At 48.0% G+C, this 14,143-nt stretch carries 15 protein-coding genes; 10 read left to right on the forward strand and 5 right to left on the reverse strand.

All coding sequences use genetic code 11. The features are described 5' to 3' along the window. The first annotated feature begins 3 nt into the window (after window positions 1-3). The 8 genes from LIN78_RS10230 (at window position 4) to LIN78_RS10265 (ending at window position 8,382) form a co-directional block, all read left to right on the forward strand. The gene (locus LIN78_RS10230) at window positions 4-1,086 is read left to right on the forward strand and encodes a hemin-degrading factor (RefSeq protein ID WP_227180702.1); all 1,083 of its coding nucleotides are present in this window, start codon (window positions 4-6) and stop codon (window positions 1,084-1,086) included. Next, the gene (locus LIN78_RS10235; protein ID WP_227180703.1) at window positions 1,074-1,991 is read left to right on the forward strand and encodes a heme/hemin ABC transporter substrate-binding protein; all 918 of its coding nucleotides are present in this window, start codon (window positions 1,074-1,076) and stop codon (window positions 1,989-1,991) included. Before LIN78_RS10230 ends, LIN78_RS10235 begins: the two co-directional genes overlap by 13 nt. 3 nt (window positions 1,992-1,994) lie before the next feature. After that, entirely contained in the window at window positions 1,995-3,047 is a 1,053-nt protein-coding gene (locus tag LIN78_RS10240; protein WP_227180704.1) for a FecCD family ABC transporter permease, read from the forward strand. Window positions 3,048-3,050: 3 nt separating this feature from the next. Continuing rightward, window positions 3,051-3,866 (forward strand): ABC transporter ATP-binding protein, encoded by an 816-nt coding sequence (locus tag LIN78_RS10245; RefSeq protein WP_227180705.1) that lies wholly within the window; start codon window positions 3,051-3,053, stop codon window positions 3,864-3,866. Then, a complete protein-coding gene (locus LIN78_RS10250; RefSeq protein ID WP_227180706.1) occupies window positions 3,863-4,624 on the forward strand; it encodes an energy transducer TonB in 762 nt (253 codons plus the stop codon). Before LIN78_RS10245 ends, LIN78_RS10250 begins: the two co-directional genes overlap by 4 nt. A gap of 199 nt (window positions 4,625-4,823) precedes the next feature. Then, window positions 4,824-7,025 (forward strand): TonB-dependent receptor, encoded by a 2,202-nt coding sequence (locus LIN78_RS10255; protein WP_227180707.1) that lies wholly within the window; start codon window positions 4,824-4,826, stop codon window positions 7,023-7,025. 5 nt (window positions 7,026-7,030) lie between these two features. Then, window positions 7,031-8,173: a PepSY-associated TM helix domain-containing protein gene (locus LIN78_RS10260; RefSeq protein WP_227180708.1), complete on the forward strand. Its 1,143-nt coding sequence runs from the start codon at window positions 7,031-7,033 to the stop codon at window positions 8,171-8,173. Further along, complete coding sequence (locus LIN78_RS10265) at window positions 8,161-8,382, forward strand: hypothetical protein (RefSeq protein WP_227180709.1); 222 nt, start codon at window positions 8,161-8,163, stop codon at window positions 8,380-8,382. Before LIN78_RS10260 ends, LIN78_RS10265 begins: the two co-directional genes overlap by 13 nt. 76 nt (window positions 8,383-8,458) lie before the next feature. Here LIN78_RS10265 and LIN78_RS10270 read toward each other — a convergent pair whose 3' ends face one another. Next, the gene (locus tag LIN78_RS10270) at window positions 8,459-8,914 is read right to left on the reverse strand and encodes a ferritin-like domain-containing protein (protein WP_227180710.1); all 456 of its coding nucleotides are present in this window, start codon (window positions 8,912-8,914) and stop codon (window positions 8,459-8,461) included. Between the two features lie 104 nt (window positions 8,915-9,018). Continuing rightward, the gene (locus tag LIN78_RS10275) at window positions 9,019-9,537 is read right to left on the reverse strand and encodes a hypothetical protein (protein WP_227180711.1); all 519 of its coding nucleotides are present in this window, start codon (window positions 9,535-9,537) and stop codon (window positions 9,019-9,021) included. A gap of 210 nt (window positions 9,538-9,747) precedes the next feature. Here LIN78_RS10275 and LIN78_RS10280 point away from each other — a divergent pair, with 210 nt between their 5' ends. Then, window positions 9,748-10,131 (forward strand): OsmC family protein, encoded by a 384-nt coding sequence (locus LIN78_RS10280; protein WP_227180712.1) that lies wholly within the window; start codon window positions 9,748-9,750, stop codon window positions 10,129-10,131. Here the strand turns inward: LIN78_RS10280 and LIN78_RS10285 are convergent. Beyond that, on the reverse strand, window positions 10,124-11,014 hold the full coding sequence (locus LIN78_RS10285) for a DMT family transporter (RefSeq protein ID WP_227180713.1): 891 nt from the start codon (window positions 11,012-11,014) through the stop codon (window positions 10,124-10,126). The genes LIN78_RS10280 and LIN78_RS10285 overlap by 8 nt on opposite strands. Further along, window positions 11,011-11,931 carry a pyridoxal-phosphate dependent enzyme gene (locus LIN78_RS10290; protein ID WP_227180714.1) on the reverse strand — a complete coding sequence of 307 codons (921 nt, stop codon included), beginning with the start codon at window positions 11,929-11,931 and terminating at the stop codon, window positions 11,011-11,013. Before LIN78_RS10290 ends, LIN78_RS10285 begins: the two co-directional genes overlap by 4 nt. 134 nt (window positions 11,932-12,065) lie before the next feature. On the opposite strand from LIN78_RS10290, the gene LIN78_RS10295 reads away from it, so the two are divergent. Continuing rightward, window positions 12,066-12,998 carry a LysR family transcriptional regulator gene (locus LIN78_RS10295; RefSeq protein ID WP_227180715.1) on the forward strand — a complete coding sequence of 311 codons (933 nt, stop codon included), beginning with the start codon at window positions 12,066-12,068 and terminating at the stop codon, window positions 12,996-12,998. Between the two features lie 3 nt (window positions 12,999-13,001). Here LIN78_RS10295 and LIN78_RS10300 read toward each other — a convergent pair whose 3' ends face one another. Continuing rightward, window positions 13,002-14,051 (reverse strand): GAF domain-containing protein, encoded by a 1,050-nt coding sequence (locus LIN78_RS10300; RefSeq protein ID WP_227180716.1) that lies wholly within the window; start codon window positions 14,049-14,051, stop codon window positions 13,002-13,004. Window positions 14,052-14,143 lie beyond the last annotated feature (92 nt).

Consider the following 14,143-nt stretch of genomic DNA (forward strand, 5'->3'; position numbering starts at 1 on the left):
GTCATGACGAATAGAGAAGCGGATTTAGTGATTCGTGTCGCGGCCTTAAAGCAATCTACCGGCAAACGTTATATCGAAGTGGCCGCAGAACTTGGCTTAAGTGAAGGTGAAATGATCGCAGCTCACCAGCAACTGCCATCGGATATGAGTGCATTATCTAGCCAAGCGTTATTACCGCGCTGGTCTGAGATTATTCAAGCATTAGAAAGCGTGGGGGAAGTTATGGCGCTAACCCGCAACCCCGCTTGCGTTCATGAAAAAACCGGCGTCTACCAATTGAAGTCGAATGAATCGACACATATTGGCTTGGTGATTGGAACTGAAATTGATCTGCGCCTCTTTTATAAAGAATGGGCGTATGGTTTTGCAGTGACCGATCAGTCCGGCAAAACAGAACAAATTAGTCTGCAATTCTTTGATCATCAAGGCGTGGCCATACACAAAGTGTATTTAAAACCGACAAGTAATCGGGAAGCTTTTTTTACGTTGGTTAGCCGTTTCCAAAGTGCAGAAAAACTCGTCTTACCACCGAAGGCAGCCCTGCAACCAGTTGCCAAAATAGATGCGCCCGATGATCGGATTGATATAAATGGATTTAGAACTGCCTGGCGTAGCCTACGCGACACCCATGAGTTTTTTGGCTTACTCAAGCAATTTGGCGTGAGCCGAACACAAGGATTACGCCTAGCCGAACCGGAGTTTGCACAAGCGGTCGATAAATCGAGCACCCATCAGATTTTAGAAAGTGCGGCGAGCCTAGGTATCGAAATCATGGTGTTTGTGGTTAACCACGGTGTGATCCAAATTCACACAGGTACGGTGACGAAAATTGCGGTAATGGGACCTTGGCTAAATGTGTTAGATCCGGGGTTTAATCTTCATCTAAGAGAAGACCTGATTGCGAATAGTTGGGTCGTTCGTAAACCCACCGTTGATGGTTTAGTCACCTCTCTAGAAATTTATGATGAGGCAGGCAATGTCATTGCTATGTTTTTTGGTGCGAGAAAACCCGGCAAGCCTGAGCGTTGTGAATGGCGTCGTCTGATTGATGGGTTACTAGAGGAGAGCACCTCATGCGCGGCTTAAAGACTCCTGCGACGCTCCCCCGCTTAGATCGCAGAAGCTTACTGCAATATGGCGGAGCCATCAGCTGTTTAACCCTATTGCAACCGCTGACAGAGGCCTTAGCTGCCGGAGCACGTTTGCCCAGTCGTGTTGTGTCGATTGGTGGCGCATTAACGGAAATGGTGTATGCCTTGGGTGCAGCACCACAGCTAGCCGGGGTGGATACCACATCGCTATTTCCTCAGGCCGCGACGAAATTGCCAAGCGTTGGTTATGCGCGTGCATTGTCGGTTGAAGGCATTTTATCACTCGCGCCGGATCTTATTTTGGCAACAGAAGATGCGGGCCCTCCCGATGTCATTCGCAAATTACAATCGGCCAAAGTCAATGTAGCGATTTTACCCGCTAACCATCAATTTGAAGGCATGCTTACCCGCTTCCAAGCGGTAGGCAAATTACTTGGCAAAGAGGCGCTCGCCAACAAACAGATTCAACAGCTAAAAGCCGACTGGGCGGCTGCGCGCACTCAGATTACTACGGGAACGAGAAGTAAAAAGAAAGTCTTGTTTGTGCTATCTCACGGCCCTAGCCAGATCATGGTAGGAGGCAAGGAAACCAGTGCAGATGCCATGCTGGACTATGTGGGCATGGACAATGCGATGGGGAATGTAAGCGGCTATAAGCCCATGACAACCGAAGCCGTCATCGCGGCACAACCAGATATTGTGTTATTTACCAGCCAAGGCTTATCCGCGATTGGCGGGGTAAATGGCGCATTAAAACTGCCTGGTATTGCTCAGACGCCGGCGGGGAAATCGCAACGGATAGTGTCCCAAGAAGCAATGTTAATGCTTGGGTTTGGACCAAGGATGCCGCAAGCGCTTCAAGCACTGGATCAAGTGCTTCAACAATCATTAAAGGCGTGAGCCATGCGAGTAGAAGTGATGCAGCGACTATCGCTACTGCACTGGTTAAAACTCTCTCCGTGGGCAAGCCTTAGTCTAATGACGCTATGCGCCATTCTCTTTGCCTTACAAGCAGGCGCAGTACCTGTCAGCTTCGTCGATTGGCAAGCGGGCTGGCAGCATCGCTGGGAGACACTCAACGGTAGCGCATACGTGCTATGGGAAATTCGTTTACCACGGATTTTATTTGCCCTACTGATTGGTGCCGTGTTGGGGCTGTGCGGCACGCTAACGCAAGGGTTGTTTCGCAACCCTTTAGCGGACCCGGGTCTACTTGGCATCAGTAGTGGTGCCGCATGTGCTGCCGCATTAAGTATCGTTTTCCTCTCTAATTTAGACAGTATTCCTTTTAGCTGGCGACCATGGTTACTACCAGCGACAGCCTTTATCGGGGCGGTTGGTGTTTGTTTATTGTTAGATCGGTTTAGCCATTGGCTAACCATGGGCTCAATTGCGGGCTTATTGCTGACGGGAATCGCGCTTAATGCGATTGCCGCCGCGATTCTGGGACTATGCACTTACTTAGCAACAGATGAACAATTACGCAGCCTTTCATTTTGGACATTGGGCTCATTAAGTGCGGCCAACTGGGTATTGGTAGGCGTCGTAGCGGTACTTCTGATAGGCAGCTTCTTTGCGGTGAAACACTTACTTTCCCAAATGAATGCGCTTGCCATGGGAGAAACCGTTGCCACCCATATTGGCATCAATGTGCATCGCTTACGGTTAAAAGTAGTGTTGCTAGTCGCCCTACTCAGCGGGTTTGCAGTTGCATGGTGCGGCATGATCGGCTTTATTGGATTAATTGCTCCGCATTTAGTCAGAACATTACTTGGCGCAGACTTGCGTACATTAGCACCGCTATCGATGCTAATGGGTAGTGTCCTATTACTGATCGCCGATACGGCAGCAAGAACCCTCGTCATCCCCGCAGAAATCCCTGTAGGCACCTTTACCTCTTTATTTGGTGCTGCTTTTTTTCTTTCTTTACTCAATAGCCAACGAAAAATGAGGTGAGACATGAGAGAGTTAGCCAATACATCACCGCCAATTTTGGCAGTCGACAATGTCGGCGTATCGCTTGGTAATGCCACCTTTGGCCCATTTCAGTTTTCAGTCAGTCGCAAGGAAAGAATCGCCATCATTGGTCCAAGTGGTGCCGGAAAATCGACCCTTCTGAGTTTGATTAGCCGCGAGCGTCTAAAGGGAGAAGGTCAACTCTTCCTGCACCAGCAAGCCATTGAAGACTACTCTCTTGCCGAACTTAGTCAGATCCGTGCGGTACTGCCCCAGCAACATGATGTTGCCTTTGGTTTTGAGTGTAAGTTAATTGTTCAGTTAGGACGGGTCAGTAAACGGTTTGATCCGCAGCTTGGCAAGATTGTCCAATCCGCAGCGAAGCTAGCCCAAGCAGAGCATTTGCTTAATAGACGATTTGACTCTCTCTCTGGCGGGGAAAAAGCGCGCATCCATCTTGCCCGAGTGTTTGCCCAACTTTGGGATGTGGAAGGCGGATTGCTATTAGTGGACGAACCGTTGTCCGCACTCGACCCGGGGCTACAGTTATCACTCATGGCGAGTATTCAGCAATTTGTTGCCGAGCGTGAGCATGGTCTAGTCGCCATCTTGCACGATATGAACCAAGCTATTCAGCACTTCGACCAGATACTGATGATTCAATCGGGTCAGCAATTTGGGTATTTGCCGGCGTCACCCCTCATTCGCCCCGCCTTAGAAACGCTATACGGCATTCAGTTAGAAACTGCCCTCTCGGAATCTGGCACTAGTCTCTTAGTGCCAAAGGAAACTCGGCATATGAGCGAGTTAGCCGCATGAAAAAGATCCATCGCCCCGTTGCGTTTGCACATGTCAGTAGTCTCGTTTTCCATATTGGCATGGGTCTATTGATCGTCGCTTGCTTACCGGATGCAAAGTCTGATTATCACAGGTCATCCACTAGCAATCGGTCACTCAACATTAGTTTTGAGATCGAGACAGTAAAACCATCGGAAGCGCTCGTCCCTGAGCCCCAAACAGATATTCAACCGGAACCAACGAAGGCAGTTTCGCCACATCCCAAACCGCAGACAGCCTTATCCCACCAGTCTAAACCAGTGGTTGCCTCAACCGTCAATGCCATGGCTCAAACTAGCCACACAATAGAAACGTCTTTGCCTAACCTAACCACGACCGTCAAATCGTCAACCAGCAGCAATTCGGTCACCACAGAGAAAACGCAAAGCGTCGGTGTAGAAGCGACTCGTCTTTCTGCTGCAAACACCCCCGCTGCACAGCCAAGCACGGTCGAGCAGACGATTACAAAAGCCAAACCGGATTATGCGTTCAACCCTAGCCCAAACTACCCTTCCCTACTAAGAGAACAAGGTGTGGGTGGGGTGGTATGGATTAAAGTCTGGGTGAATGAGGAAGGCAAGCCACGAGAAATTGCGGTTAAAAAAGGGAGTGGTTACCGACTGCTAGATGAAGCGGCATTGGCCGCAGTAGAACAATGGCGATTCTTTCCTGCAAAGAAAGGCAATGAAACTGTTGCTAGCTGGGTAGAGTTTCCTGTTCGTTTCAGCCTAGATACATAACCTCTCTAGTCGCGTATTGATTGTTAGCCATCCAATCCTGTATCGCAACCTAACATCGAAAGGTTGCAACAGAGTATCGAAAAATAAGACATCCATGTCTTTTCATTATCCACACATACATACGATAATGAGAATGATTATTACAATCATTCAATAAAAAATTACTTAATCCTACATTTGCCATTAAGAGCCTTCTAGCATGAACTCGCACAAGCCCATTTTTCCCCTTTCCATTTTAGTCGTTGCACTATCAGCGGCCTTTAGCCAGGCTGCATTTGCAGACACAACAACCCCATCTGCGGAAAACCCTCAGCTAATGGAGACCATTGTTGTTAACCCAAGTGCTGATGCGTCTGCTGAAGGGTTAGTTGCTCCCTATGCAGGGGGGCAAGTCGCCAGAGGAGGAAAAGTGGGCATTTTGGGGAATCAAGACATCATGGAAACCCCTTTTTCAACAACCGCTTATACCAGCGAGTTAATTCAGGATAAACAAGCCAAAAGCGTTGGCGATGTCTTGCAAAATGATGCCAGCGTTCGCGTTGCTAGAGGATATGGCAACTTCCAAGAATCTTATGTGATTCGTGGCTTTAGTTTGTATTCAGATGATATTGCCTATAACGGGCTATATAGCCTATTGCCTAGGCAGTACATTGCAGCAGAATTATTTGAACGTGTCGAAGTACTTCGTGGGGCATCTGCCTTTCTAAATGGTGCCGCGCCTGGCGGGAGCGGTATCGGCGGCGCAATCAACTTGCTGCCTAAACGTGCCGGCAATGAAGACTTAAATCGCATCACCACCAGTGTGTCTACCGGAGGGCAAACCAGTGTGGCTGCGGATCTTTCTCGCCGGTTTGGTGAAGATAAATCGATGGGCATACGCTTAAATGCCGCTCATCGCAGTGGCGACACCGCAATTGCCAATGAAAACAGCACACTCAATGTGGCTTCTATCGGCCTAGACTGGAGAAACGATCACGCACGCCTATCTGCAGATATTGGTTGGCAAGAAAATTTATTAAAAGCCCCTCGCCCTAATGTCACGCTAGGATCTAGTGTGACAATCGTCCCTGCTGCGCCAGATAGCAGCAGTAACTATGCACAACCATGGAGTTACTCAAACGAAAGAGATGTATTTGGGACTGTCCGTGGCGAATACGACCTAAGCGACCAATTAACTGCGTGGGGTGCATTAGGCATGCGACAAAGCAATGAAAGCAACTCGCTTGCCAACCTAACCGTGAATAGTAATGACGGTAGTGGTACCGTTTATCGATTCGATAATACCCGCAAAGATAACATCCTAACTGGAGAGGCTGGCATTAGAGGCAATCTAAATACAGGTAGCATTGCTCATGAATGGACTGTTGCGACTAGTTTTTTCCATCAGGAAACCAGCAATGCCTATGCAATGGACTATAACAACACACTCGCAACGAACTTGTACTCGCCAACTACCTATGCACAACCAGGTTTTAGCGGCAGCACCTACTATGGCAACCAGCTTGCAAACCCAGAAAAAACCGCCGAAACCAATCTATTTAGCTTGGCGATTGGAGATACCCTCTCTGCGTTTGATGACAAGTTAAAAGTCACACTAGGCGCAAGACAGCAGCAAATCAAGGTGGCCAACTGGGCCTATACTACCCATGCACCACAAGCCACATACGATAAGCAACGGTTAAGTCCCCTGACAGGCGTCGTCTTCCGCGTGACCCCATCTACCTCACTATACGCTAATTATGTAGAGAGCCTTGCGCAAGGCCCAACCGCCCCATCAGGCACCACCAATGTCGGACAAATGTTCGAACCATATGTCTCTAAGCAAAAAGAAATTGGCGTGAAATGGGATACCGGTAGCACAGGCGTGAGTTTGGCAGCTTATTCAACCACCCGCCCTCGCGGTTATACCAATGCGAGCAATGTCTATGCCATTAGTGGGGAGAATCGTCACAAAGGTGTCGAACTGAATTGGTGGGGCGAACCCAAAAAAGGAATTCGCATCTTAGGTGGGTTGACCTATACCGATGCCCGTCAGATGGCAACCGGCTCAAGTAGTACGGAAGGCAAACAAGTGATTGGTGTCGCCAAACATCAGGCGACGATTGGTGCAGAATGGGATGTACCAGGGGTCTCTGGCCTGACACTGGATGCACGAGTAACCAAAGTAGGCAGTAGCTATGCCAACACCAGCAACACGCTCAAAGTCCCTGGATGGACACGTCTAGATTTGGGGGCTCGTTACATTACAGAAATAGGCGGAAAGCTCACCACATGGCGCCTTCGTCTAGACAATGCGACGAATAAATCTTACTGGGCATCCGTTGGTGGCGCATCAGACGCTGGTTACCTAACGGCAGGCGCGCCAAGAACACTTACGCTATCTGCGAGTATGGAGTTCTAAATCGCATGATGATAGCGAAGTGGTTTAATTCCTCTTCGGCACTCAAGAAATGGACCTGGCTGCACAAATGGAGCAGCTTGGTCTGTACCTTGTTTATGCTGATGCTCTGTATCACCGGTTTACCGTTGATTTTTTTTCATGAAATTGCCGAAGCAACAGGCACCATTGTGTCCGCGCCAAACATGGCGGTGGATGCACCAAGAGCCAATCTGGATCAGGTATTAGCCGTTGCTCAAAGTCGCTACCCTGACAAAAAGCCTATGTTTGTTTCTCAAGATGAAGAGGATGACCGTGCTTGGTTTATTACTTTAGCCAATCCAACGGTTCCTGTGAGTGGTTACAAACAAGTCGCCGTCGATGCTCGTACTAGCCAAGTGCTAAATGAACCACCGCTGGAAGGTGGCTTCATGAACATCATGCTCTCCTTGCATGTCGATTTGTTCGCGGGCTTACCGGGCATGATATTCCTTGGCGTGATGGGCATATTGTTTGTCATTTCCCTGGTTTCCGGGGTGGTACTTTACGCCCCCTTTATGCGGAAGTTGGCATTCGGTGAAATTCGCCAGCATCTTAGCACTAAAACTCGCCGCTTAGACTTACACAATTTCCTAGGCATACTTACCTTGGCGTGGTGCTTAATTGTCGGCACAACAGGGGCCATTAATTCATTTGGCGATTTGTTAGTAGATCATTGGAAAGAAGATCAATTAGCCAGCATGATTGCCCCTTATAAGGGTAAACCAGCCCCAGCCAAGTTAGGTTCATTTGATGCGGCCATGAAAAGTGCTCTCGCTGCAGAACCCAATTTAGCGCTGCAATTTGTCGCCTTCCCGGGAACCACTTTCTCTAGCCCCTACCACTACACCTTTTTTATGCGTGGAAATGAGGCTTTTTCCAAACGGCTGTTAAAACCCGTACTGGTAGATGCCAGCACCAGCCAACTTACCGATACGCGAACGCTGCCATGGTACTTTTATGTGCTAAAGATTTCTCAGCCACTGCACTTTGGTGACTATGGTGGGTTGCCAATGAAAATACTCTGGGCCTTACTAGACCTCCTACTGATTGTGGTGTTAATTAGCGGGCTCTATCTCTGGGTGGTGAAATATCGCTCTCAAAGCAGAAAGGTCATCCCATGCGCACCGTAAAGCACCCAACAAAGGGCCATCAACATCATTGGGGAATATGGAAATGGCCTGTCGGCATCGCAGCGGCGACAACCTTCACATTAGTTGGTGCGTTGTTTGAAGATGACGGCTGGTTAGATGTAGGCTGTGCGATTGTCTTAGGGGCGACGGTTGCGCTAGGGGTTTGGTGTTGGTTAATTCGTCCACGTATTAACCACAGCGCCAAATAAAGCCATAAAAAAGCACTTGATCCGTTAGGACAAGTGCTTTTTCTTTCTCCACTAGTTCAAATACTGAACAAGTCGATTATTCTTTGTACGGCGCAGTATCACCAGGACGGCGAAGCATTTTGTTCACTTCGTCTAGGTGCAACTCTTCTTGCACAATCATTTCTCGCGCATATTCTTCTAGCAAGACAGATTCGCCTTCCGCGATTTTCAGCAGGTCATAATATGCATTCAATGCATTGGTTTCATGCGCCAAGCTCTCACGCAAAATATCACCAATATCATGCTGCTCGGTTTCTAGTAATTGGCCAATTTTCAATGATGGGTGGCCGCCGAGCAAGGTGACTAACTCACCCGCTTTGTGTGCGTGCGCCAAGCTTTCATCGGCATTGCCTTTTAACCAAGAAACGATAGGAATACGGTTATAACCATAAACCATTAATGAATAGTGGGTATAGCGAACCACGCCAGCAAGCTCTAACTCCATAATCCGGTTTAGCGCTTCAATGGCTTGTTCTGTTTTTTTTGATTTCATTGGGTTCTCCATTACGTTTTGGGTAATTGATCAATTTGTACCAATCATTTGGAGGATAGTCTAGACAAAAAGTTTTGCCTAGTTAATTTACTTAGCTTTATTTTTTAAGCGCTAGATGCTTTCTTTACAAAAAGGCGCTTCAGCCATTGAATGGAATAGTGTTTCCTATCCCAGAAACAAGCTAGCACTGCCAATACAACCGAGAGACGTCCCCAGTCATGCAGAAAAAAGAAATAAGGCTCATACCAAAGCCAAGTATTGCCTAAGTAGACAAGGTACTCGCTCAATATAGATGCCGCTGTGAATAACCATATCACCAACAGCAAACCCATCTTCACAACCGTTCTCAAACGGCTAGGTGCCCGCCAAACTTTCTCGACACCGGTGAATATCAGCAAGAAAATCACCACAACAGGAAACGAGAGGAAAAAGATAGATAATGGTAAAGTGATCCAAGTGAAGATGCCTTGCCCAGCCACCATATCCCATTCGCCCATCACAGAGTTGGCGACTGCACCGATTACAAATATTTCGATCGATACCAACATCCACAGCATACGGGGCCAAAAAATAGACGCAGCGATGTTATTTAGCAAACGTTTGACGCCATTTCTATTTATCACATGAATGCCCTAACTCTTGTGCGACTTGCACAACTGTTTAATCACTCTATTGACAGAGATAATTGGATAAATATCCGTCGATTCTACCAAACGAACACCTATGACATTTCCCTAAACTATCTTTATTTACAACCTACCAGAATCATGTATTAATGCAAGCAGTGGCAAGCTAATTAGCCTGCTGAAGCGTTCAAAATAGAGGGGAAAACAATGCCGGTCATTGTGAAAAAAGGGAATGGTACATTCCAGCAGCACATCCAGATAGACAACCATTCCTTGGTTGCCGATGTACCCGTCAATTTAGGTGGCGACGATCAAGGCCCGCAACCGCATGATCTATTGGCGGCGGCCTTAGGTAGTTGTACCGCCATGACGATTGTCATGTACGCCAAACGAAAAGAAATGGCGCTAGACGATGTAGAAGTATCGGTTAGCCAAACCATGATAGCGGGTACTCATCTATTTACCCGCCACATTCATTATATTGGCAATCTCAATGCGGAAGAAAAAGCTCGCCTAACCGAGATCGCCAATAAATGTCCGGTACACAAAACACTCACTAGCACGATTCAAGTCGTTACCGATTTTAGCTAGCATTTGCGCGGTTTACCCACCATGCACTGACCATGATTAGGCATCCCCCCAGCCACGCAATCATGGTCAGTTCCTCTCCTAAAAATAGCACCGCAAACAAAGCCCCCCAAAATGGCTCGCTACCCAGAAGCACAGCGACCTTAGCAGGTGAGGTGTTCGCCAAAGCGCGGTTCATGGCGTAAAAGGCAAATAGCGTACAGGCGAGTACCAGATAAACAATGACGATCCAAAAGTTGGCTTGCGTCGGCAAGGTAATTTGCCCCTTAGCTTGCACTAACCAACACATTAAGCCCATCGCTCCCACCATCATCGATTGCACGGCCGTAAGCCCTAGCTGATCTGGCTGATATTTCTTAGCACAGTGCGTGACGAGGCATCCTTGAAACGCACGGAGCACCGCCGCGATTAGCATGAGCGCATCACCAATATTCCAATGATCGCTGACCCCACCGGTTAAGCACCACGTCCCGATGAACGCCACACCTGCCGCCCACCAACAGGAGTTCACCGGACGCTTTTTCATCCATAGCCACTCCACCGGTAACGTAAAGATCATGCATAGGCTAATTAGAAATGCCGCACGGCTTGCCGTGGTGTGTGCCACCCCACCAATTTCGGCCATAAAAATAGCAAATAGACCCACCCCCACAGGCCACCCAGCCTGCCAACAACGCCATTGCACCCTACGTGGCAAGCGCATGAAATAGGGGGCTAAAATAGCGGCGGTAAGTAAGAATCGAACTGCAATAAGCCCCATCACGGAAATAAACAGTAAGGAGTATTTGCTACTGCCGTAGCTCGTCCCCCACACAATGGCAGTGAGTAACAGCAGTAGTCCATCCCATTTCACCGAAGAGCTAACGTTGGCGGTGATCGCTTTCATTTTGCCTCCCGTTTCCATTGGCGAATTTGTTCAATATCGGCAGTAACACCACCACACACAATCACCAACACACGCTGATAATGTTCCAACACAGGCGAAGATTCGTACGCAATGGCCAATGCCGCCCCACAAGCGGGTTCGACTAACATGCGGTGATCGAATAAAAACTGATCGCATGCTGATAATGCAGCTTGGTCGGAGACTAACCGAGAGATCACAGGACGTTGTTGCGTCCATTCAAATGCAGCATGAGCGACTTTTCTCGCGCACAAAGAGGTTGCGACTGTTTGGGTAATATTGATTTCAACGGGGCTTCCTGCAGATATCGCTGCGTTTAATGAGCCCGCCCCTACCGTTTCCACCGCAATTATCGGGACATTTGCCCAATCATTTCTTTGCATCCCTTCCGCGACACCCGCCAGTAAACCACCTCCCCCCACCGCGAGCACGACTGCATCGGGGGTTAACCCAGATTTCGCCACTTCATCGATCATACTGGCATGCCCCTCCCACAGCAGAGGGTCATCAAATGGATGAATAAATGCCACGCCCTCTTCAATCAAGGTTTCTGCCAGTGCATTGGCCTCATACCAACTTTTGCCATGCACAATGACCTCTGCCCCTTCTTGTTTCAGGAAATGGATCGCTCGCTTAGTGGTGGTTTCTGGCACCACAACAGTCACTGGCACCCCCATCTCTTTTCCCGCATAAGCCACCGCCAAACCCGCATTTCCACCGGAAGAAGACACAAATTTGGTGGCCCCTTTATTTTTCCAGACAGTACACGCGTGGCCAATCCCTCTAATTTTGAATGAGCCCGGTGGCTGTAAGTTTTCCAGTTTTAGCCAAACTTCTCGGTTATTCGCACGAGAAAGCGGCGCAGAGCGAAGTAATGGGGTCTCGATATGTAAAGGCATGGCCACATCCAAATTCATTTCATTCTCAGATAGGGCTACTGTATATTTTTGCCAATTATTCGTTAATCCTATTTTTTATCACTTCATTTATGCCAAAATGGCACAAATAGACTCCACAGAAAAAAGAATCCCGTATGCTGCCGCAAAAATTGATTTACGCGCATTTAAGTGAGCTAGCACTGTTTGTCCAAGTAGTCGATGCTGGCTCGTTTAGCGCCGCTAGCAGAGCAACCGGACAAACCCCGTCGGCAATTAGTAAGCAGATCAAAAAACTAGAAGAAGTACTGCAACTACGCTTATTTGAAAGAAGTACGCGGCAAATTCGGCTAACTGAAAGCGGGCAAGAGATTTGTCTACATGCCAGAAAAATCACCGCGGCAGCCCACTCGATTATGGAAAGCTCTGTCAGGCAAACCACCATGGTGGAAGGCTTAGTCAGGATTTCTGCCCCCAAAGCCATTGCTAGACAATTGGTTCACCCCCTACTCCCTACACTATTAAAAGCCTACCCGCATTTACAGCTAGATTTATTAGTCAGCGATGAGCCGATTGATATGATTAGTGGCGGTGTAGATATTGCTATTCGACTAGGCGAGCCGCCGCTAGGCGTTGTAGCAAGGCCACTCTTTGCTGTCGAAACCGTGCTTTGTGCTTCGCCCATGTATTTAGAACAACACGGCACACCTCAGCACCCTGAGCAACTTGCGCAGCATAGTTGCTTACATCTAGGCGTCTACCCAGATGATGCGGTGTGGACATTTCAAAATGAGCATCATAAAGCACGCGTATCGGTTCAGGTGAAAGGCCGTTACGCCTCAAACCATAGTGAAGTTCGACGCGAAGGTGCGCTAGAAGGGCTTGGCATCGCACGGTTACCGCACTTTACCGTGACCCATTATTTAGCAAGCGGCGAATTAGTGCGGGTGTTACCTAGTTGGAAAATGCTGGGGCATTATCAGGGGACGAGTTGGCTACTCTATAGCGCAGACAGATACCGAACACCCAGAGTCCGTTTAGTGGTAGATACGCTCTTAGCACATATTGGGGGAAGGCAAGATCTAAGTTAACGGTTAACCCGCGTAATCGTCATCATCGGTGACGGGCAACAGATCATCAGGCAGTGGTTTGTTTAACTGGATAAGCGCATCCATCATCATTTCTTGCGGGTTTGGTGTATAGCCAACAAAGGTCGATGAACAAATACCCACCTTGAGGGTTAGATCGATTAGTTCATCGCCCACCAAACAGGGAAGCATGCCTGTCGCTTCATGCAGTTTGCCCCAAATCTCTGCGGTTTTGATCGCATCAGACTCCGGCAGCACCACCATAAAAGAGTCAAAATCATACACACCAATAGAATCAAATGACCGTGTTACGGAACGGATATTGCGCACCACATCCAAGGTAGCACTGGCCGTAAACGCATCACCATATTGCGCTTGTAAAGCCGCCATATTTTCGATTCTCACCATCATTAACGATAAGGCACGTTGATGGCGGTAGGCCCTATTTACCTCTCGATTCAGCACATCGATAATCGCCGTCTTATTCCAAATATTTAGATAGTTGTCGAGTAAACTACGCCGTTCTGCTTCATCGATTACTTCTAACATTTGCGTCTGGACTTCACTTAGGGTGCGCAATTTCATCACTTGCTCGACCCAAACGCCCAAATCTTTAAGCGTTAGCTTTTCTTGGTGAGTTAATTTGCGCCGCTGATGATCCACAATACAAAGCGTTCCCAAACGGAAACCTTCGCTGTTTTTAATCGGATAACCTGCGTAAAAAACAATATGGGGCGCACCGGTAACAAAGGGATTGCGGCAAAAACGAGGATCTTCTCTCGCGTCTTCCACCATCATGACGTCATCACTCAAAATGGCATGCGTACAAAAAGATAGGTTTCGCTCGGTTTCTCTAATCGGCAAACCAATACAAGATTTAAACCATTGACGCTCTTCATCTAGCAAGGTGATCAGCGCAATCGGTACTTGAAAATAGCGTTGTGCAACACGCGTTACACGGTCAAACACCTCTTCATCTGGTGTCGCAAGAATCAACATCCTTTTTAATGATGCGAGACGTTCTGATTCATTGGGCGCCAAAGGCACGGACTGCATGTAACATTCCTATCCATTAAGGGTAATGATAAATAGATACTCCTATTAAAATTTAGCAGACAAACAGTTTTTTGTCATAAAAAAAGCCCGCC

Origin of the sequence: Leeia speluncae, from assembly GCF_020564625.1 — a bacterium.
GTDB lineage: Bacteria > Pseudomonadota > Gammaproteobacteria > Burkholderiales > Leeiaceae > Leeia > Leeia speluncae.

Coding starts and splice junctions, on each gene's coding strand:
- LIN78_RS10300 (WP_227180716.1), bottom strand. CDS start 14,051: ATGCAGTCCGTGCCTTTGGCGCCCAATGAATCAGAACGTCTCGCATCA.
- LIN78_RS10285 (WP_227180713.1), bottom strand. CDS start 11,014: ATGAAAGCGATCACCGCCAACGTTAGCTCTTCGGTGAAATGGGATGGA.
- LIN78_RS10260 (WP_227180708.1), top strand. CDS start 7,031: ATGATGATAGCGAAGTGGTTTAATTCCTCTTCGGCACTCAAGAAATGG.
- LIN78_RS10240 (WP_227180704.1), top strand. CDS start 1,995: ATGCGAGTAGAAGTGATGCAGCGACTATCGCTACTGCACTGGTTAAAA.
- LIN78_RS10270 (WP_227180710.1), bottom strand. CDS start 8,914: ATGAAATCAAAAAAAACAGAACAAGCCATTGAAGCGCTAAACCGGATT.
- LIN78_RS10230 (WP_227180702.1), top strand. CDS start 4: ATGACGAATAGAGAAGCGGATTTAGTGATTCGTGTCGCGGCCTTAAAG.
- LIN78_RS10265 (WP_227180709.1), top strand. CDS start 8,161: ATGCGCACCGTAAAGCACCCAACAAAGGGCCATCAACATCATTGGGGA.
- LIN78_RS10280 (WP_227180712.1), top strand. CDS start 9,748: ATGCCGGTCATTGTGAAAAAAGGGAATGGTACATTCCAGCAGCACATC.
- LIN78_RS10250 (WP_227180706.1), top strand. CDS start 3,863: ATGAAAAAGATCCATCGCCCCGTTGCGTTTGCACATGTCAGTAGTCTC.
- LIN78_RS10290 (WP_227180714.1), bottom strand. CDS start 11,931: ATGCCTTTACATATCGAGACCCCATTACTTCGCTCTGCGCCGCTTTCT.
- LIN78_RS10295 (WP_227180715.1), top strand. CDS start 12,066: ATGCTGCCGCAAAAATTGATTTACGCGCATTTAAGTGAGCTAGCACTG.
- LIN78_RS10245 (WP_227180705.1), top strand. CDS start 3,051: ATGAGAGAGTTAGCCAATACATCACCGCCAATTTTGGCAGTCGACAAT.
- LIN78_RS10255 (WP_227180707.1), top strand. CDS start 4,824: ATGAACTCGCACAAGCCCATTTTTCCCCTTTCCATTTTAGTCGTTGCA.
- LIN78_RS10235 (WP_227180703.1), top strand. CDS start 1,074: ATGCGCGGCTTAAAGACTCCTGCGACGCTCCCCCGCTTAGATCGCAGA.